This is a genomic window from Mesosutterella multiformis (genome assembly GCF_003402575.1).
Taxonomy (GTDB): domain Bacteria; phylum Pseudomonadota; class Gammaproteobacteria; order Burkholderiales; family Burkholderiaceae_F; genus Mesosutterella; species Mesosutterella multiformis.
On sequence record NZ_BGZJ01000001.1, the window covers coordinates 865,111 to 883,990 of the forward strand.

General features: G+C 58.0%; 14 protein-coding genes. 6 read left to right on the forward strand and 8 right to left on the reverse strand.

Going from position 1 to position 18,880, the window contains the following annotated elements; all coding sequences use genetic code 11:
- Positions 1-14 precede the first annotated feature (14 nt).
- Positions 15-728, forward strand: a complete 714-nt coding sequence (locus tag M4NBBH2_RS04115; RefSeq protein ID WP_170135134.1) for a TerC family protein — start codon at positions 15-17, stop codon at positions 726-728.
- A 66-nt stretch (positions 729-794) separates the two neighbouring features.
- Here the strand turns inward: M4NBBH2_RS04115 and mnmA are convergent, their stop codons facing one another.
- The gene (gene mnmA, locus M4NBBH2_RS04120) at positions 795-1,904 is read right to left on the reverse strand and encodes a tRNA 2-thiouridine(34) synthase MnmA (protein ID WP_116269821.1); all 1,110 of its coding nucleotides are present in this window, start codon (positions 1,902-1,904) and stop codon (positions 795-797) included.
- 139 nt (positions 1,905-2,043) lie between these two features.
- Here mnmA and M4NBBH2_RS04125 point away from each other — a divergent pair, with 139 nt between their 5' ends.
- Positions 2,044-3,138 carry an NAD(P)H-dependent flavin oxidoreductase gene (locus tag M4NBBH2_RS04125; protein ID WP_116269822.1) on the forward strand — a complete coding sequence of 365 codons (1,095 nt, stop codon included), beginning with the start codon at positions 2,044-2,046 and terminating at the stop codon, positions 3,136-3,138.
- Between the two features lie 2 nt (positions 3,139-3,140).
- Positions 3,141-3,371: an RNA-binding S4 domain-containing protein gene (locus M4NBBH2_RS04130; RefSeq protein WP_116269823.1), complete on the forward strand. Its 231-nt coding sequence runs from the start codon at positions 3,141-3,143 to the stop codon at positions 3,369-3,371.
- An 11-nt stretch (positions 3,372-3,382) separates the two neighbouring features.
- Here M4NBBH2_RS04130 and M4NBBH2_RS04135 read toward each other — a convergent pair whose 3' ends face one another.
- Both M4NBBH2_RS04135 and hemG read right to left on the reverse strand, forming a co-directional pair.
- Entirely contained in the window at positions 3,383-5,065 is a 1,683-nt protein-coding gene (locus tag M4NBBH2_RS04135) for an AMP-binding protein (RefSeq protein WP_116269824.1), read from the reverse strand.
- 84 nt (positions 5,066-5,149) lie between these two features.
- Positions 5,150-5,686: a menaquinone-dependent protoporphyrinogen IX dehydrogenase gene (gene hemG, locus M4NBBH2_RS04140; RefSeq protein ID WP_022442833.1), complete on the reverse strand. Its 537-nt coding sequence runs from the start codon at positions 5,684-5,686 to the stop codon at positions 5,150-5,152.
- A 275-nt stretch (positions 5,687-5,961) separates the two neighbouring features.
- Between hemG and M4NBBH2_RS04145 the strand changes: the two genes are divergently transcribed.
- Entirely contained in the window at positions 5,962-6,327 is a 366-nt protein-coding gene (locus M4NBBH2_RS04145; RefSeq protein ID WP_116269825.1) for a hypothetical protein, read from the forward strand.
- Positions 6,328-6,370: 43 nt separating this feature from the next.
- On the opposite strand, the gene aroG (M4NBBH2_RS04150) is transcribed toward M4NBBH2_RS04145, so the two are convergent.
- The 5 genes from aroG (M4NBBH2_RS04150) to M4NBBH2_RS04170 form a co-directional block, all read right to left on the reverse strand.
- Entirely contained in the window at positions 6,371-7,450 is a 1,080-nt protein-coding gene (aroG, locus tag M4NBBH2_RS04150; protein WP_116269826.1) for a 3-deoxy-7-phosphoheptulonate synthase AroG, read from the reverse strand.
- A gap of 296 nt (positions 7,451-7,746) precedes the next feature.
- Complete coding sequence (gene aroG / locus M4NBBH2_RS04155; protein WP_269148210.1) at positions 7,747-8,823, reverse strand: 3-deoxy-7-phosphoheptulonate synthase AroG; 1,077 nt, start codon at positions 8,821-8,823, stop codon at positions 7,747-7,749.
- A gap of 291 nt (positions 8,824-9,114) precedes the next feature.
- Positions 9,115-10,071 carry a phosphatidate cytidylyltransferase gene (locus tag M4NBBH2_RS04160; protein ID WP_022443265.1) on the reverse strand — a complete coding sequence of 319 codons (957 nt, stop codon included), beginning with the start codon at positions 10,069-10,071 and terminating at the stop codon, positions 9,115-9,117.
- Positions 10,072-10,083: 12 nt separating this feature from the next.
- The gene (locus M4NBBH2_RS04165) at positions 10,084-10,698 is read right to left on the reverse strand and encodes a lysophospholipid acyltransferase family protein (RefSeq protein WP_116269827.1); all 615 of its coding nucleotides are present in this window, start codon (positions 10,696-10,698) and stop codon (positions 10,084-10,086) included.
- Between the two features lie 74 nt (positions 10,699-10,772).
- Positions 10,773-14,753, reverse strand: a complete 3,981-nt coding sequence (locus M4NBBH2_RS04170; RefSeq protein WP_116269828.1) for a YhdP family protein — start codon at positions 14,751-14,753, stop codon at positions 10,773-10,775.
- 254 nt (positions 14,754-15,007) lie between these two features.
- On the opposite strand from M4NBBH2_RS04170, the gene glnE reads away from it, so the two are divergent.
- Positions 15,008-17,848 carry a bifunctional [glutamate--ammonia ligase]-adenylyl-L-tyrosine phosphorylase/[glutamate--ammonia-ligase] adenylyltransferase gene (gene glnE / locus M4NBBH2_RS04175; RefSeq protein WP_116269829.1) on the forward strand — a complete coding sequence of 947 codons (2,841 nt, stop codon included), beginning with the start codon at positions 15,008-15,010 and terminating at the stop codon, positions 17,846-17,848.
- Positions 17,835-18,839 (forward strand): YheT family hydrolase, encoded by a 1,005-nt coding sequence (locus tag M4NBBH2_RS04180; protein WP_116269830.1) that lies wholly within the window; start codon positions 17,835-17,837, stop codon positions 18,837-18,839. Before glnE ends, M4NBBH2_RS04180 begins: the two co-directional genes overlap by 14 nt.
- Positions 18,840-18,880: the final 41 nt, after the last annotated feature.

Here is an 18,880-nt window from a genome sequence, read left to right on the forward strand (position 1 = left end):
AAGTGCTAGCTTGGATTATTGACGTATTTACAAACATGCATTGGGGAGCGGTCGGTCAGATCATCATGATCGACATCCTGCTCGGCGGCGACAACGCGGTGGTGATCGCTCTTGCGTGCCGCAATCTGCCGAAGGATCAGCGATCCAAGGGTGTTTTCTGGGGTACGGCTGGCGCCATCATTCTGCGTGTGATCCTGATCACCTTCGCAGTGCTCCTGCTGAATCTCCCCTTCCTTAAGGTGGTCGGCGGCTGCCTCCTGCTCTGGATCGGCTACAAGCTGATCCTGCCGGATGACGATAGTGAGGAGGAGCATATCAAAGGAAATACGAAGCTCTTCAGCGCGATCAAGACGATTATTGTTGCCGACATGGTGATGTCGATTGATAACGTGATCGCCATTGCAGGCGCCGCCCAGCAGGCACATGAAGCGCATCAGACGATGCTCGTGATCTTCGGTCTGCTTGTCTCAGTCCCGTTCATTGTCGGCGGCAGCCAGATCATCATGAAGATTCTTGATAAGTTCCCGGTGATCGTGCTGTTCGGCGGCGCGATGCTTGGCTGGATCGCGGGCGGTCTCTTTACGTCGGACTCGTTCGTGGTGAACCATGTCCCCGGCGTGGAAAGCTGGAAGATGGTCGCTGAGGTGATCTGCGCCCTGATTGTGCTTCTCGCAGGTCTCTATACCCGGAAGAAGATCGCGGCCAAGAAAGCCGCTTCCGCTTCCTGAGTCAGACTGAAACCGTAAAAGAAGAGCCCCCTGAGGGGGCTCTTTTTTGTGCCTGAAAGCAGGGGCCTACCGTGCCTGGCCGTTGCTGAGCCCTTCAATAAAACCGCCGCCGAGGCAGACTTCCCCGTCATAGAGCACGGCGCTCTGACCAGGGGTAACGGCCCACTGCGGTTCATCAAACTTCACCGCAAACTGCTCTCCGTCAACTGAGGCAAGCGTGGCCGGGCAGTCAGCCTGGCGGTAGCGGGTTTTGACACCGAGCTTTGATCCGGCTTCTGGCGCGTGACCGGAAATCCAGGAAGGGGAATCCGCGAACAGATGGTCACCGAGGAGCCACGGGTGGTCATGCCCCTGCACGACCCAAAGTGTATTTGTCCGGATGTCCTTTTTTGCAACAAACCAGGGCTTTTCTTCCGAATCGCGGCATCCGCCGATACCGATCCCCTTTCGCTGACCAATCGTATAGAAAGCGAGTCCGATGTGCTTTCCGATCACACGGCCTTCAGGCGTGCCGTCAGGCGTTCTGATCTCACCCTCTTTCGTCGGCAGATAGCGCTCGAGGAATTCCCGGAAGGGGCGTTCACCGATAAAGCAGATACCGGTGGAGTCCTTCTTCTCGGCAACCGGCAGCCCGATCTTTTTCGCGATGGCGCGGACTTCAGTCTTCATCATGCCGCCCACCGGGAAAATCGCGCGGCTCACCTGCTCCTGAGAGAGACGGTGCAGGAAGTAACTCTGATCCTTCCCGGGATCCGATCCCCTCAGAAGCTGCACCGTGCCGTCATCAAGGCGGCGGGTTCTCGCATAGTGACCTGTCGCGATCCAGTCCGCGCCCATATTGACCGCGTGATCGAGAAACGCCCGGAATTTGATTTCCGAGTTGCAGAGCACATCCGGGTTCGGCGTACGGCCGGCTTCATATTCGCGAAGAAAAATGGAGAAAACGCGTTCCTTATATTCCTTCGCGAAATTCACGGCCTGAAGATCGATTCCGATCAGATCGGCGACGCTTGAGGCATCGATGAGATCCTGACGGCTAGTGCAGTACTCGCCGTTATCGTCATCCTCCCAGTTCTTCATAAAGAGGCCGACCACGTCGTACCCCTGCTCTTTCAGCAGCCAGGCGCTGACCGCGGAGTCCACGCCGCCTGACATTCCTACAACGACTTTTTCCATAACCCGATCTGACGGATGCATGCATCCAGTGATTTTCAATTAGAGCTCATAATAAAGTCTTTTCAATTCCCGCATGACAGATGCGGCCCGCTGAGGCGTTCCGCATCATGCGGACAGAGTGACAACGGGAGGTTTGGCCATGACGCTGAGGGTAAAGAGAATCCGTGATTTCTGCGGGCGGCTGGGAATTGAGGTGCCGCTGCTTTCAGCGCCGATGACGGGTATTACGACGCCGGAACTGGTAGCTGCCGTGAGTAACGCCGGAGGTCTTGGGATCCTGGCGGCCGACCTGATGAGTCCGGAGGAAATTATTTCGGCGGCTGCTCAGACGAAACGACTCACGGACCGTCCTTTCGGCATCAATCTTCGGATTCCTCCCCGTGACCGAGGATCTCTGGAGCAGGCTGAGAAAGTGGCGTATGCCCTTTCCGACCTGAGAAAGGAACTGGGACTCGAGGAAAAGGTCGACTTCAGCCGTTTCAGCGAACCCGAGTTTGAGTCTCAGCTGGAGGCGGTTCTCGAAACCGGAGTGCCTGTTGTGAGCTGCACTTTCGGCGGTTTCCGCGAGGTCTACGGAGAAAAACTGCATCAGGCCGGGGTCTATATCCTGGGAGCCGCCACGACGCTACGTGAAGCCAAGGTGCAGCGTGCGGCGGACAGCGACGCGGTGATTCTGCAGGGTGTTGAGGCGGGCGGCCCGAGGCTCTACTTTGAGAGTGATCCCGAGGAAGCCTCCGTGGGGCTTTCCGTTCTGCTTCCCGAAGCGGCCCGGGCACTGAAGCTGCCCCTGATTGCCTCAGGCGGCATTGGTTCCGCATTCTCAGTGAAAGGGGCCATGATGGCCGGAGCATCCGCCGTGATGGTGGGTTCCGCGCTGGCCTGCTCTCCTGAAGCCGGAGCCCCGAAACTGATGCGCGACGCGATGATTGCGGCGAGCGACACGGCCACCTGTCTCACGGATCTCTTCTCCGGGCGGCTGGAACGCGTGATGAAGAATGGTCTTATCGAGGCTCTCAGCAGGGCAGGTGTCCGTTCTGCCGGTTATCCGTACCAGCGCTACATCATGCAGGATATGATGGAGGCAGCCGTCAGGGCCGGCCGTCAGGATCTGCTCCGCATGCCGGTCGGACAGGCGGTCAATGCATTCTCCTGCCGCAGCGCGGCAGAAACCCTCTCCGAGATCCGGACTGCGCTTCTCGAAGTGATCGAACTCATGGATAAAGAAGGAAAGTAAGAATGGCTCAGGAAAAGTTTCTGCTGAATGGTGAATTCATCAAGTTGGACGCGCTTCTCAAGGCGACCGGACTCGCCCCGAGCGGCGGTGTCGCGAAGGAGATGATTCAGTCGGGCGATGTGACCGTGAACGGCGAAAAAGAAACCCGCCGGGGAGCGAAGCTCCGGGGCGGGGAGGTGGTATCCGTTCAGGGAAGCGGCCGCGAGATTCTCGTCGAAGCCGCCGCGTCCTGATTTACAGGCTTTCAGCGGATATTCCGCAGTTCCCGGCGGAGAATCTTTCCGACCGGGGACTTCGGAAGCGCGTCCGCAAAGACAATCTTTCTCGGACGCTTATAGCCTGTCAGCCGTTCGCGGCACCAGTCGCGGACTTCCTGTGCCGTGAGGGAAGGATCCTTCTTCACGATCACGGCCTTGATCGTTTCATCTGACGACTTGGACTTTTCACCAATCACGCCGACCTCGAGCACCTTCGGGTTCGACGCAATCACGCTTTCCACTTCATTCGGGTAGACGTTGTAGCCCGAGACAATGATCAGATCCTTTTTGCGGTCGGTGATCGTGACCTTGCCCTCCGCGTCCATCCAGCCGATGTCTCCCGTGCGGAGCCAGTCGCCGTTCATAACCTTGGCGGTTTCATCCGGGCGGTTCCAGTATCCGGCCATCACCTGAGGCCCTCTCACACAGATTTCGCCAGTGTGGGCTTCAATCTGGGCAGGATCAGCGCAGCGCCCAAGATCCTCAAAGTCATCACTCCGGATAGAGATTTCGGTTGACGGAAGCGGGTAACCGACAGACCCGTCCCAAGGGGTGTCCGGGAGATTGCCGCAGATGCCGGGGGATGCTTCCGTAAGGCCATACGCTTCCAGAATCGTGTGCCCGGTGATCTTTTCCCACTTCTCGGCGACCGGTTTCTGCACCTGACTGCCGCCGCCTACCGTCATCTTGAGTCCTGAGAAGTCGAGCTTCGAGAAACGCTCGCTGTTCGTGAGCGCGTTGAAAAGCGAATTGACAGCCGGGAAAGCGGAGGGCTTCCACTTCTCAAACTCATCAATGACGTGGTTGATGTCGCGGGGATCCGCAATCAGGACCTGGCGCGCGGCACGCTTCAGGAAGCAGAGCGTCGCGGTGAAGGAGAAGATGTGATAGAGCGGAAGCACGGTGAGCGCGGTTTCCTTGCCGATCACAAAGGTCTGGGAAATCCACGTGCCGGTCTGCTCGACGTTCGCGAGCACATTCCGATGCGTCAGCATGGCGCCCTTTGCGACGCCGGTCGTGCCGCCGGTGTACTGAAGAAGCGCGACATCCGTGTTCTTAAGCGGCACGGGGCGGAAACCGGAGGAGTGTCCCTGGGAGAGCGCGTCGCGGAAACGGACGAGATGCGGCACGCTGAAGGGCGTGATCATTTTTTTCACGTACTTCACAGCGAAATTCACGAGCGTCCGCTTGAAGAACGGAAAGAGGTCGGCAATACCGGTGGAAATCACCGTTTCAACGGCGGTGCCGGGAATGGCTTCTTCGAGCGTTTTGCCGAAAGTTTCGGCGATGATCACCACCTTCGCGCCGCTGTCAGCGAGCTGATTATGCAGTTCGCGGGCGGTGTAGAGGGGGTTCACGTTGACCGCGATGCAGCCCGCCTTCAGAACGCCGAAAAGGGACACCGGATACTGAAGAATGTTCGGCATCATGATGGCGACGCGGTCGCCGGGTTTCAGTGTGCTGAGCGACTGGAGATAGCCCGCGAGGTCAGAGGAGATGTCATTCACCTGGCGATAGGTGAGCGGCTGCTCCATGCTGATGAAAGCCGGGTAGTCGGCGTAGTCCTTTGCCACCCGTTCAAGAAGGCCAGGGATGCTGGGGCAGAAGTCCGGATCGATCTTTGCAGGAACACCCTTCGCATAATGAGAAATCCACGGAAATTCTGGCATTTTTAAGTCCTTCTGTTATGACTGGGAGGCTCTCTTTCGTAAGAGACCGTGAGGAGGAGAGTCGGAGCGGGCTAAGGCCTGTTTTCAGGCCAGTGTCAGGCAGTGCCGGGCATACGCCTCGACATCATCCCAGTTCGTAAAATCATTGACGGAATGCTTGTCGGTCGGCCCCTTCGTCATCATCATGATGAGACGGATCAGGAATCCGTCCACGGGGCCGCAGTTCGGGTAGTCAACTTTGCCGGCAAAGCACTTCATCTCGTGCGGCTTCCACGGATTGTTTTCCATGAATTTGCGCGCGTAAACGTTGCCCGCTACTGTCGCTTTTTCCGGATTACGGGCGATAGCCGTGATGTTGAACATGCTGTTCGGCTTGGCGTCGAGCTTCGCCTTGTTCTTGTTCACGAAGTTGACGAACTGCTTATTGAATTCGCCGTATCGGATGGCGCAGCCGAGGAGAATGATGTCGTAGCTGTCGAGGTCAACGCCTTCGCGTTCGGCCTCCATCACGTGCATCATGGTCGCCTTGTGCCCCTCTGCTTCAATGACTTCGCAGATCCGGCGCGAGATGCGGGCGGTGCGTCCGTCATGGCTCCAGTAGATAATCAGCACATTTTTCATGCGTAACTCCAGGCCCCGCGGTTCGGGATACGAACAGCGGCAGCGCAGCAACTATATAAAAGGGTAGAAGAGCCGGGCCGGGAGAAACGAGGCCGGAAATCGTGGTTAATACGGATTTACGCGCGGGTTTCAGAGAATGGCCAGTAAGAAAAAGCGGCACTCAAAACCTCTATTTTAAAAAAGGTTCATCTTTTCTGCCGCACAAATTTTTGGTCGTCCGCAAGGCTCTCTTATAATTCGCATCAATACAGGACTTCTCCGCCAGGCGACCCCACATGGCCATTATTTCCGCGCTTTTCTTTGCAGCTGCCCTGATCGGGCTTTTTCTTCCGGGATATACGCACGAAGTGCTCGGTCTCTGTTTCCTCGCGGCCGTCATTCTGCATAATGCCGGAAGCCTCGGCTTTTACCGTGATCTTGCCGCAGGGAAGCTGGAAGGGAAGCGGAAAAAAGATGCCGCGGTGATTCTCGCGATCGCGGCGGCCGTGATTCTCCTTATTCTTTCCGGCTGCGTGATCTTCCTGAATTACTTCATGGGAGCCTCAATCCTGCCGTCTTTCGACTGGATGACTCTTCATATCGCGGCAGCCATCGTTTCATTCCTCCTTATGCTGCTTCATATGAAGCAGGAGTGGAGCTGACAGGAAAAAAGAACGGGGCGGATAATTCCGCCCCGTTTTCCTATCAGGCTGCGTTCTTCGCGCGGCGGGCTCTGACGGCCGCGGCCAGTTCATCGAGCAGCGGCACCGTGTCCTCCCAGCTGAGGCAGGCATCCGTGACGGACTGGCCGTACACAAGCTCCTTCCCCGGGACAATATCCTGGCGGCCTTCCACCAGGTTGCTCTCAATCATGACACCCATGATGTTTGCGCTGCCGCCCGACACCTGGCGGGCGATATCCTCTACGACGCTGATCTGATTTCGGCAGATCTTGCGGCTGTTCGAGTGGCTCGCGTCAATCATCAGATACGGCAGGTGATGGGCTTTGACGAGGGCTTCAGAGGCCGCGCGGACGCTTTCGGCATCGTAATTCGGTTCTTTGCCGCCGCGGAGAATCAGATGGCAGTCGTCATTGCCGGTGGTTGAGACAATAGCCGAGATGCCGCCCTTCGTGACAGAGAGGAAGCAGTGAGGGTGAGCCGCAGCGCCGATCGCGTCGATCGCGATCTTGGTATTGCCATCCGTGCCGTTCTTGAACCCGATCGGGCAGGAAAGACCGGAGGCAAGTTCCCGGTGCACCTGGCTCTCGGTCGTCCGGGCTCCGATGGCGCCCCAGCTCACGAGGTCCGCGATGTACTGCGGGGTGATCATATCGAGATACTCAACCGCGGTTGGAAGCCCCATTTCCGTGATATCGAGAATCAGGCTGCGGGCGATTCTGAGACCGTGATTGATGCGGTAGGAGCCATCAAGATCCGGGTCATTGATAAGCCCCTTCCAGCCAACCGTGGTACGGGGCTTCTCGAAGTAGACGCGCATCAGGATTTCAAGATCAGGAGAGAGGCGCTTCCGGACTTCGACAAGACGCGAAGCGTATTCGCGCGCCGCTTTCGGATCGTGGATCGAGCAGGGGCCCACGATCACGAGCATCCGGTCATCTTTCCCATGAATGATGCTGTGACCGGCGTTGCGCGCGAGCTGCACCGTGGCTGAGGCCTTGTCCGTGCAGGGGAACTCGTGGATCAGATGCGCGGGGGGCGCAAGTTCCCGGATTTCCTTGATCCGAAGGTCGTCGGTCATGTAGCGTTCGAATTCTTGATTCATGTTTCACCTCAGCAGTTTGAATGGGGATGGGGACCGACGTACAAAAAAACCGCCGGACCCAATGTCCTGGCGGTTTGGAGATCGTTCGAGAGTGCAGAGGAAACTAGGCGCACGAAACAACTCTTTCCGCCGGACAGGGGAAAAAGTTGAACGTAAAGTAGAAACGGGCGCGGTAGTTCATTGACATTCCAAACAAAAGAGGATTGCTGCACACTTCTGAATAGCAAACCTTCAGATACTCTACACCCGCGGCAGGATGATGGCAAAAAACGTATCTGAAGGCAGCATAAGGACTTTTACATGTTGCGGGCGCGGCGGTCGCGGACGGACCGCGCGAGCTGATCGAGCAGCGGCACGGTATCTTCCCAGCTGATGCAGGCGTCCGTCACTGACTGACCGTAGGTGAGCGGCTGCCCCGGCACGATATCCTGACGTCCTTCGACCAGATTGCTTTCAATCATCACGCCCATGATGTTCGGGGAGCCCTCAGAAATCTGCTCCGCGATGTCGCTCACAACATTAATCTGGTTGCGGCAGATCTTGTGGCTGTTCGAGTGGCTTGCATCAATCATGAGGAAGGGATCATGGCCGGCTTTGACGAGACCTTCAGAGGCCGCCTTGACACTTGCGGCGTCATAGTTCGGCGCCTTGCCGCCGCGGAGAATCAGGTGGCAGTCGTCATTTCCGGTGGTGGAAACGATGGCGGAGATACCGGCCTTTGTTACGCCAAGGAAGCAGTGCGGATGGTTCGCGGCGCCGATCGCGTCCGTCGCGATCTTGATATTGCCATCCGTCCCGTTCTTGAAACCGATCGGGCAGGACAGACCGGAGGCGAGTTCGCGGTGCACCTGGCTCTCGGTCGTCCGGGCACCGATTGCACCCCAGCTGACGAAGTCCGCGATGTACTGCGGGGAAATCATATCGAGGAACTCAACGCCGATCGGGAGTCCCATCTCCGTGATATCAGAGATCAGTCCCCGGGCCACGCGGAGGCCGTGGTTGATGCGGAAGGATCCATCCAGATCCGGGTCGTTGATAAGGCCTTTCCAGCCGACCGTGGTGCGGGGCTTCTCGAAGTAGACACGCATGATGATTTCAAGGTCCCCCGCGAGACGGCGGCGTTCTGCGACGAGTCGCTCCGCATACTCACGGGCCGCTTTCGGGTCATGGATCGAGCAGGGGCCGACAATGACGAGAAGGCGGTCATCTTCGCCGTGGATAATCCGATGGGCGGCCGTTCGGGCACGCTGCACCGTGGCTGAAGCGAGATCCGTACAGGGGAATTCGTGAATCAGATGCGTAGGCGGGGTCAGTTCCCGTATTTCCTTGATCCGAAGGTCGTCCGTCATGTAGCGCTCAAATTCCTGATGCATGTTGTTATCCGTTTATCGTGATGGGTTAATGAAGAGGGGTTGGTGTTCAGGTACAAAAAAACCGCCGGAATCCGGCGGTTTTTTCTTGCGTTCTTGATCAGTGCTTGAAAACGTCAGGCGCACCAAAGAACTCTTTCCGCCGGGAGACGAAAAAAGCCGTAATAGTAGTAAGCGCCGTAAACGTGATTCAGCATTTGATCTGGAGTCGCAGTAAAAGTGTGACAGTGTTCAGAGAACTCTACTCCTAACCGGCTGATAAAAGTAATTCCGCTTCTTTCAGCCGGCTGGATATCAGTTCATGAAGAAGATCACGGTGAGGTGATAAAACACCGGTGCCGCAAAGGTGAGAGGGGCCATGCGTTCCAGAATCCCTCGCGTGATGTAGAGATTGTCGACTGAGTTATAGCGGGCGCCGAGACTCTTTTTCACGGACGAGATCACGAGGTCACCCATGATGCCAGACACAATGATGGCGAGTGTCATGAGCCCGGCCTGCCAGAGACGGAACGGCGTAAGCCAGTAAAGCGCAAGACCGCAGAGCAGTGTGATGAAGCTGCCGACAAAAACGCCCTTCGATGTCTTGTTCGGGTTCGACATGAGAGGCTTGCCTCCGAGGATCGAACTCATCAGCACCGCGAAGAGGTCACCGAAGAAGATCATCATGAGGAAGTAGACGAGCATCAGCGGGCCGCTGGAAGCAAACCGGTTGAAGTCGAGAAGCGAAATGGCCGGTGCGTGGCTCACGCAGAAAATGGAAAGCATGATGCCCCACTGCACCTTGGCAACGCGCTCCAGATAGCGGTCAGTGTCATGCGTTGCCGCCATCACGACCGGGAGCAGCAGGAAAAGGTAGACCGGAATAAACAGCGTGAAGAACCAGTACTGCTCAAAAGCGATCAGGAGGTACTGAAGCGGGATCGCCACATAGAAAGCAATCACGAGAGCCCAGTGATCGGTGTAATGGGTCGGCGTGAGAGCAATGAATTCTCTCAGGACAAAAAACGAGAGAAAGGCGAAAACAACCAGAAGCGCTCCCTGTCCCAGCCAGAACGCGACGGCAAAAATACCGATCAGCCACCAGGCGGACCGAACCCGCGAGTTAACAAGGCGGATCCGCTGCTGCTGCTGGGTTGTGGTCGCGCGGGATGAGGCCCACTGGCCGTACCCGGTCGCAACCGCGGCGAGCAGAATCAGGACAGAGAGGATGAGGAGATAAGCCTCTTCAAGATGAAAACCTAAGCGCATCATCGTGAATTCCTCCTAGGACTCAGCCAGCTGGATAACGGCATTGCGGGCGCGGTTGAGGAAGTCCTCTTTGCTGTCATCAGGTGAGTGTGGAAGCGGCGCGCCGAATCGGACTGAACAGATCGTTGGGATCGGAATCAGAGTGCCTTTCGGCATGGAGCGATGAAGGTTCTCAATGTAGACAGGGATCAGCTCAACATCCGGAAACTCGCGCATCAGACGCCAGAGACCGCTCTTAAAGGGAGAGGGCAGAGGCTGAGGACGGCGGGTGCCTTCCGGGAAGATGATGAGAGATGAACCTTCGTGAAGCGCCTGAATCAGCGGGTCGAGAGGATTGGCGTGCGCTGTATGGTGCCGGTCGATCAGCACAACCTTCAGTTCCTTGATAGCGATGCGGCGGCGCAGAGCGCCCTTTTCCCAGTAGTCCTTGGCGGCGACCGGACGGGTTTTCGCCCGGAGCTCAGCCGGAAGGGACGACCAGATCACTATCGCGTCCATGTGGCTCGAGTGGTTGGCGAAATAAATGCGCTGTGTACGTGACGGTGCGCAGCCCTGCCACTGCGGGTACGCACCTACCAGCAGTCTCGTAAGCAGGGTGAGCAGGGTTACAACCTGAAAAGACTCAAACATAACGGTCACTGAATAATCGTAGATAACCCATTATCTCACTAAGCAGCAAAATACCGGGTTGGCGCCTGAGATCGCTACTTTTTCCCAGACTCTTTCTGTGTTCCCGAATTGGCTTTTGTGACGGACAGATTGTCGAACGGCCCCTCAACCACATATTCGGAGGAGAGGATGTGAGAAAGCGGAACCTTGAGGCCGAAGGAGGCGATAAAACCGCCGATACCGGCAATCGGGTTCGCGAGGGTCAGGGCAAGTGCCGGACCCTCAATATGGATGTCAGGCAGTACGAGCACCTTGGCGTCCACTCGCTGACGGGGAAGACTGACGGAGCCCTCGGCCACAATGGACGCCGCCGATCCCGATACCGACATGTTCTTCGTCGAGAGAACGCCGGAATGAATCTGCCCGGTCATATCAATCGTGTCAAACGAGAAACCCTTGCCGAAAACATCCCTGAAGTCGAGCGTCAGCCGCTTGAGCAGAGACTGCATGGAGAGCAGAGAGAGGAACCGGCCGGCCAGACCTGGATCCACCTGCAGGAACCGGCCGCCTCTGATGTGAGAGACCAGATCGCCATTCAGATTGGCGGCATTGAAGTCCTGCGGTGCTCCCTTCCAGGAGAGATTGAGATACACCTCACCCGGAGCGCCGCTGATGACGCCGCTCGGGGCGGAGAGCTCCTTCAGAAGCCGTCCGGTATCGCGGGAAATCAGTTCGGCGCTGACCTTGGTGAGATTCTCTTTGCTGTTCTTTGTCCAGGAGCCTGAGGCTGTCAGTTTGGCTGCCCCGTTATCCGCGGAGAGGTTCTTCAGCGTCCAGACATGACCGCCGCCTGAGGTGGCAGCTGAACTCGCCACAATCGCAATGCTGCCAAGCTTCATATCCTCGAGCTGGAGATCGCGGATTCGGAGATCCATCGACGGGAGCTGCTCCGCAGGAGTCGTGGCGATGTAGCGGCGGAACCGGGTGCCGCCTTCCTCCGGAATATAGAGGTGGGAAAGCTCACCTCGGATTTCCGCAGGACGTCTTCCGGCCGCCGCGCGGTAGCGGACGTTTCCGGAAGCGCTGGAGGAATGGAGACTCGCGAGCCACCAGTCACCCTCGGGTTCAATCGCGAGGCTGACATCCGGGAACGAGCGGCGCCCTATCACGAGGTCTTTTGTTTTTGCCCGGATCTCCGTAATGGGGAGCGGGAGCTGGGACTTGGCCACAGCGGACGAATTCGTGATCGGTTCCAGTTCCTGCTGCCAGTGATTGACGTTGATACGGTCTGTCGTGACACGGACAGAGAGCCCCTTCTTCGGGAGTTTCGCAGCCTCACCGACACCGACCGCCGCGTTGAGCGGCTCATAGCCCTCCGTCTTCAGAGGCTTCATGGTCGCGAGAGCGTTCAGAACGCTGCCAGCCTTTGCGGTGAGAGAAACTGTGCCGTCCTTATTCGTATCCCAGGTGAACACTGAAGGGAGGGTTTCGTCCGCTCTCTTTTTAAAGGGATGCGGGAAATCGACAGCGATGCCCTTCATGTCGGAATTGACGGTAAAGGCGAGATTGCTGCCGTCCGCGACACGGACATGCACCTGCGCGTCCGAGCTGCCGGAAAAATGAGCGAGAACCGGATCAAGCGATCCATCACTGCCGAAGAGCCGTTTGAGATCATCAATCCCTGCGCGGGCTTTGGCATCCACCAGGATGGAGTCATCGTCTGCCATCCGGAGGGTGCCCCGCGCCGGAATCCCCCAGACTGAAGCATTCAGGCCGTCAGACCAGAAGTTTCCCTGCGTGAACCGGATGGTGCCGGAGGCGTTATCGAATTCCGGGATGTTGTTTCCAAGATCAACCCGATTGTTGTCGAGACGGACGGTGCCGGCGACAAGGGTTCTCTCGGGGGCGGAAAGCGGGATGCTGAGCGCAAGAGAGAGGGAGCCGGTGCCGGTGGCCCGTGCCGGGTCGAGGAAGTGATCAAGCCATCCAGAAACCGGGGACTGCGTGAGGTAGTGCAGCATCTGCTGCGAGCTTCCTGAGGCGCGTCCGCTGATAAAGAGGTTTGAGTCCGGAGCGTGCCCGCCCATGTGCGGGATTTCCGCGATCACGCCTCGGAGTGGCACCTGGTCCGAAATGCCGGTGTCTCCCGCAATCACCATACGGTCCGCTTCAAAAAGGAACTGTCCGTTCACACGGCTGACAATCGGCCAGTCGCCGCCGATCACCCGAGCACCGGTTTCTGTTCGTTTGTCAGAAGGCAGAAAGTCGAGGCTTGAATTCCGGAAGTTACCCGTCACGAGGAAGAGGCCGCTTTTTGCGTCCCGTCCGTTATAGGGGAAGCGGTCGATCGGGCCGTACCACTCGACTGCGGCGTTCTGGGCGGTGCCCCCGAGAAGCGCCTGATGCAGCCAGTCGATGATTCCGGCACCGGCCAGTGTCGGCACGTACTTATAAGCGGACTTGACGAGGCTGTTCGCGGCTGTGGCTGTCACGCGGATAGTTCCGCTGCCGCCGGTGTCAATCCAGTCCGCATCGCCCTTGATATTGATGTCCTGATTGTGAAGTTCAATATCGCGGAAATTCAGTTCAAGCTTCGGAGAGACAGACCAGAATGCCGTGCCGGAAAGCTTCCGGAACGGAACCCGTGGGTCCGGGAAGATGCCGGGGAAAGAGGCCTCACCGTTTTCTCCCCAGGCTTTCACCATGCCGGTCTCGGGGTTCGTGGCAATGCTGCCATTCAGATGCCGGACACCGGGCATGCCGGGAATCTCGGGATCACGGTCCGGGATATCGCGGAAACTGACATCGCGGAAGTCGGAGGTGAAATCCCAGACAGGTGTTCCTTTGGGAGAGCCAAGAAGAGCGAAGCGGAAGTTTTCGAGCTGTCCCGTGGGGGTCATCTGGCGCATGAGCGCCGCCGCGTCACTCTTAGGCGCAAACCCTTCGAGAGCAGCGGCCGCTTCCTTCAGGCCAAGCGAGTCGCCCGCCGCATTGACGGTGTCATGCGTATGGTCATCGGAGAGCGAAATTCTGGCGTCAGCCTTCAGTGTCCGGGCCGGATTCCCGGAGGACTGAATAGAAAGCTGAGGAATGGTGAAGACCGCGAGATTCTGCTTCTTATCGAGCTTTCCATCGAAAAGCGCGGAAGCGGACACGCTGAAAGACCGGTCGGTGGCGGACGCGGGTTTCAGGTTATCAAGGCTTAATGTCCCGAGGAGATGGCTCACAGAGGCGTTTGCATAGTCAGCCCAGAGTGTTCCATGAGCGCCGGCGCCGATCACCGGGAGCTTTTCCGGAAGAGCCCGGATTACCGGCATCAGATCCTTCTGCGAAAAATCCGCATAGATGCGGCCGTCCCACTTCTTCCAGTCGTCAGCGCGGCGGAATGGATGCCGGCGGATGGAGAAGCGGATATCAAGCGGCTCTGCGGTCTGTCCGGCGACAGCAAGGTTCCCCTGAAGACCGGTGTTCCAGGACTTCAGGCTCTTGATGTAAGAGATGCGGCCATCCTGAAGCTCAATCGTCGGGAATTCAGCATTCGACGCGTCGCGGTACAGGATCCGGCTTCCGCTCAGGTGGATCTGCTTCTGCGCGAGGAGCCAGCTGATGAAGCCGCCGCTTTCGGATTCGGTCCCGAAGTCAACCGTGATGCCGCCGATATCAAACTTGGCACCGGAGAGACGGGTTACCGTCAGATTGGGGCTTTTGATCGAGAGATTGACGAAGATCGGTGTAAGCCGGGGGATGGAAGACCAGTCGAGATCGCCTTCCGCTTCCGGCACCCGGAGAGCCCGGGGAGAGGCGTCAGAACTGATTTCGACGTTTTTCAGTGTGAGTTTCGGCCAGTAGGTGTCCCAGGCGGGGGAAATTTCGCCGATCCGGACATTCGCTTTCAGTGTCTTTGATAAATAGGCGGATATCTCGTCCCGATAGTCATTGACGTGGGGGAGAACCACAAAACGAAGTGCGTTGATGAACAGCGCGGCAAGCAAATAGAGTCCGATCAGCGTGGCCGCGATCACTCTCAGCCACCCGCGTGGATGCTTCCAAAAAGCATTGCCCTCCGCCTTTTTCATCCTCTCCGCCGCCCAACAAAGACCGAAAAAAATCCTACGGAAAACACTGTAACACAGCGAGGAAAGCTGAAAAGAGGAAAAGTGCTAATCCGGGCTGAAGACCCCGGCGGGGAGGGCGAGTGCAGAGGAGCTGGAATCCCGCTCTTCAGGTATGAGTTTCCATAGATTAGGGGGAGGCTTTATCAGAGGAGAGCCTTGCTGCGCCATAATCCAAAGATCAGCTGTCAGAAGTCAATCAGAAAAAAGGGTTCCCCATGCCGAAATGTGATTTCCGAGGAGTTATCGAGAATTCCCCCTTTGTTGAACGTTCTCTGAAGAGCATGTATCCGGGAACGGATGAAGCGGAGCTGCCCGCGAGGCTGGAAGCGCTCGCTCAGATGTCGCCCTCGGCCGAAGAGATCCGCTCCGAGATCCGGGAGACGGAGGACGAGGAGGCGCTTGCGCTTCGCATGCGGGAGGTCCGGCGCCGGATACTTGTGACACTGGCCGCGCGGGACGCGACCGGGCTTGGCGGTTATCCGGAGGTAGTCCGCGTGATGACAGAGCTTGCCGAGGAGACGATTCAGGCAGCTGTCCGCTGTCAGACCCGGCTGCTCGCGGAACGGTTCGGTGTTCCGATGTCAGAGGACGGCGTGCCGCAGGATCTGCTCGTCGTGGGTATGGGGAAGCTGGGCGGCGCGGAACTTAACGTGTCCTCTGATATCGATCTGATCTTCCTCTATGACTGTGATGGCGAAACCCGGCCGACAGAAGAATTCCCGGCCCGGCGGTCGCTCTCCAACCGCGAGTTTTTCGAGCGGGTGGCGCGCCGTGTGATTCCGATGCTGTCCGATATCCGCGGATGCGGTTTTGTGTTTCGCGTGGATATGCGGCTCCGCCCGAATGGAACGTCAGGCCCGATGGTCTGTTCAAGCGGCATGCTTGAGGAATACCTCTATACGCAGGGCCGCGACTGGGAGCGCTTCGCCTGGCTGAAGGGAAGAATCGTGTCGGAACCGGTCTTCGCGACCCCTGACGCCTATAAGTCGCAGTGCGCCTCGATTGAGTCACTGGTCCGCCCGTTTGTCTACCGGAAGTACGTAGACTTCAGCGCCATCTCGTCCCTTGCCGCGCTGCATGACATGATCCGCGCGGAAACCATCCGCCGCGAGCTGAAGCATCAGGGACAGGGGGTCAATGTCAAACTTGGCAGCGGAGGTATCCGCAATATTGAATTTATCGCGCAGACCTTTCAGGTGATCCGCGGCGGCCGTGACCCGCTTCTCCGCTCCCACAGCACGCTTCAGACGCTGGGGTATCTTGCGGACCGGGGAGCTCTGACCGCGAGCGTTGCTGAACGCCTGAAGCGAAGCTACGTGATGCTCCGCAATCTGGAGCACGCCATTCAGTATGTGGATGATCAGCAGACGCAGCTCTGGCCGACAGATCCGGCGGCGCGTCACCGCGTTGCCATGCTGTACGGAGAAGAGGAGTCAGCGCTGGACGCGAAGCTGCAGGAAGTGCGGGAATTTGTCCGGACGACATTTGACTCGATCTTTCACGCTCAGGAGCAGACAGAGGAATCCGCCTCTGACTGGCCCGAAGGATGGACCGCCGGGCTTCCGGATACCGAGAAGCCGCTCGCCGCGAAAATCGCCTCCCTCGGGTATCAGGATTCGGATTCACTCGCGGCCCGGGTTCTCGCTCTGATGTCGTCCCGCAATATCGGCCGGAGCAACGGGGCTCTTGAACGCATGGCGAGTGTGCTGAAGCAGGTGTTTGAGCACTGCACCGAATGGGCCAGATTTGATACGAGTACGGTGAGCAGCGATGAGGAGCTGGATCGCTGCCTCGGGCTGCTCGAAGTGATTGCGGGGCGCCCGACCTATGTGGCGCTGCTCTATCAGTATCCCGACATGCTGAAGCGGGTCGGCCGGGTGCTTGCCTCGAGCCGCTGGGCCGCGGATTACCTGAAAGAGCATCCGATCATTCTGGATGAGCTGATGGATCAGCGTGTTGAAGAGTTCAGTGACGACACGCCGGCGGACTGGTCCGCCTGGGCCGACCGCCTCCGCACCGAACTCCGGGCTGCGTCAGATGATCAGGAGCGGCAGCTTAATCTGATCCGCGATGCTCATCACGGCGCTGTTTTCCGTCTTCTGATGGCAGACCTCGACCGAAGGCTCTCCACGGTGCGGCTCGCCGATCAGCTTTCCGCTCTGGCGGACGCGGTGATTGAGGTTGTGCTGGAGCTGGCGTGGAACTCTCTCTCCAGAAAGTTTGAAGGGGATCCGAAGTTCGCTGTGATCGCCTATGGGAAACTTGGCGGCAAGGAGCTCGGCTACGCCTCAGATCTCGACCTCATTTATCTCTATGACGACGATCGGATGGATTCCGATATGGTCTACACGAGACTCGTGCGCCGGATGATGAACTGGCTCACGATGCAGACGTCATCCGGGCGTCTTTTCGAGGTTGACCTCCGGCTTCGTCCGAACGGTGCCGATGGTCTCGTGGTGTCCTCTTTTGACTCCTGGCAGAAGTACGAGCGGAATGAGGACGGCAAGGGAGCATGGACCTGGGAGCTCCAGGCCCTGACCCGGGCCCGGTTCTGCGCAGGTGACCCCTCGATCGGTGAAAAGTTTGAGGCTGAAAGGAAACGGATTCTTCAGAGCCCGAGGAACCGCGCGGAGCTTGCCTCTGAGGTGATCAGCATGCGGCAGCGGATGCTGGACGGGCATAAAAACCCGACAGAGCTTTTCGATATCAAGCATGACCGGGGCGGCATGGTGGATATTGAGTTTGCGGTCCAGTATCTGGTGCTTGCCTATTCAAAGGATTTCCCGGAGCTCGTTGGGAATCTCGGCAATATTCATCTGCTCGCCATCGCGGCGGATGCCGGGCTGATTTCGAAGGACCTTGCCCGTGATTGCTCTGAGGCCTACAGGAAGTACCGGGCCATTCAGCGTGAGGTCCGGCTCGCTCAGGGGGATGGCCCCGTGAGAGTGGATCCCGCCCGGGTTGAGGGAGAAATCGCCTCTGTGAACCAGCTTTGGAATGACGTTATCGGCGCTGCCGCGCAGACGGGTGAGGAGGCGCATCATGCCGCATCTTGAGTGCGACTATGCTGCGCCCTCCTGGGCGCCTGGCGCGCATCTTCAGACCATTATCCCGGCGAGGATTTCTCCGAGACCTGAGGTTAAGTACCGCCGAGAGCATTGGGACACGCCGGACGGGGACTTCATTCTCTTTGACTGGTGTCTGCCTGAGCCCAAAGACCCGAAAACCCCGATTCTGATTCACTTCCATGGACTGGAGGGGGCGTCAGACAGCCACTACGCGATCGCTCTGATGCATGAAGCGTCGATTCGGGGCTGGAGAGGGTGCGTGGCCTGCTACAGGAGCTGCGGCGGCGAGCTGAACCGTCTCCCGAGAGCGTATTTTGCGGGTGATACCGCTGAGTGCGCATGGGTTGTTCAGTGTGTGCACGCCCGTTTTCCGGAGGCTCCCATTTATCTCGCGGGGATGTCGCTTGGCGGCAACTATGTCGCCAAGTACGCGGGCGATATGGGGGAGTCCATCCCGTCCTACGTCAGGGCGATCGCGGCAGTCGGCGCGCCGCTTGACCTCGTGGCCGGCTCCGAAATCGTCAGCCACGGCGCGAACCGGCTCTATGCCAAGATGTTCCTCAGCACGCTGCAGGAAAAGGTGGAGAGGAAGATCCAGATTTTCGGTGACTTTATTGACGTCCGGGCCTTCCGCCGGGTGAAAAACCTTTATGAGTTTGACGAGGTTTACACCGCGCCGATCCACGGATTCAAGAACGGGATGGATTACTGGACCCGCTGCAGCGCGAAGTACGTACTGCCGGATGTCAGAGTGCCGCTCCTGCTGCTGAATCCGCTGAATGATCCTTTCCAGCCGATCTGGGCGCTGCCGACGGAAAGCGATATATCGGACTTTGTGTTCCTGGAGCAGCCCGCTGAGGGCGGTCATATCGGCTTCCCCACGGGAAAGTGGCCCGGTACGATTGACTGGCTGCCGCGTCATATTCTGCATTTCTTTGACTTTGTTGAAGGCTCTCCGGCATTAATCAGGAATAAATAAGACGTATCCCGTAAAATTTCTTCTTCTTTACTGAAGCAGCC

Excerpts from the sequence above, each read along its gene's own strand:
- mnmA (WP_116269821.1), bottom strand. The coding sequence starts at position 1,904 with ATGGAAAAAGTCGTTGTAGGAATGTCAGGCGGCGTGGACTCCGCGGTC.
- M4NBBH2_RS04125 (WP_116269822.1), top strand. The coding sequence starts at position 2,044 with ATGACGCTGAGGGTAAAGAGAATCCGTGATTTCTGCGGGCGGCTGGGA.
- M4NBBH2_RS04130 (WP_116269823.1), top strand. The coding sequence starts at position 3,141 with ATGGCTCAGGAAAAGTTTCTGCTGAATGGTGAATTCATCAAGTTGGAC.
- M4NBBH2_RS04135 (WP_116269824.1), bottom strand. The coding sequence starts at position 5,065 with ATGCCAGAATTTCCGTGGATTTCTCATTATGCGAAGGGTGTTCCTGCA.
- hemG (WP_022442833.1), bottom strand. The coding sequence starts at position 5,686 with ATGAAAAATGTGCTGATTATCTACTGGAGCCATGACGGACGCACCGCC.
- M4NBBH2_RS04145 (WP_116269825.1), top strand. The coding sequence starts at position 5,962 with ATGGCCATTATTTCCGCGCTTTTCTTTGCAGCTGCCCTGATCGGGCTT.
- aroG (WP_116269826.1), bottom strand. The coding sequence starts at position 7,450 with ATGAATCAAGAATTCGAACGCTACATGACCGACGACCTTCGGATCAAG.
- aroG (WP_269148210.1), bottom strand. The coding sequence starts at position 8,823 with ATGCATCAGGAATTTGAGCGCTACATGACGGACGACCTTCGGATCAAG.
- M4NBBH2_RS04160 (WP_022443265.1), bottom strand. The coding sequence starts at position 10,071 with ATGATGCGCTTAGGTTTTCATCTTGAAGAGGCTTATCTCCTCATCCTC.
- M4NBBH2_RS04165 (WP_116269827.1), bottom strand. The coding sequence starts at position 10,698 with ATGTTTGAGTCTTTTCAGGTTGTAACCCTGCTCACCCTGCTTACGAGA.
- M4NBBH2_RS04170 (WP_116269828.1), bottom strand. The coding sequence starts at position 14,753 with ATGAAAAAGGCGGAGGGCAATGCTTTTTGGAAGCATCCACGCGGGTGG.
- glnE (WP_116269829.1), top strand. The coding sequence starts at position 15,008 with ATGCCGAAATGTGATTTCCGAGGAGTTATCGAGAATTCCCCCTTTGTT.
- M4NBBH2_RS04180 (WP_116269830.1), top strand. The coding sequence starts at position 17,835 with ATGCCGCATCTTGAGTGCGACTATGCTGCGCCCTCCTGGGCGCCTGGC.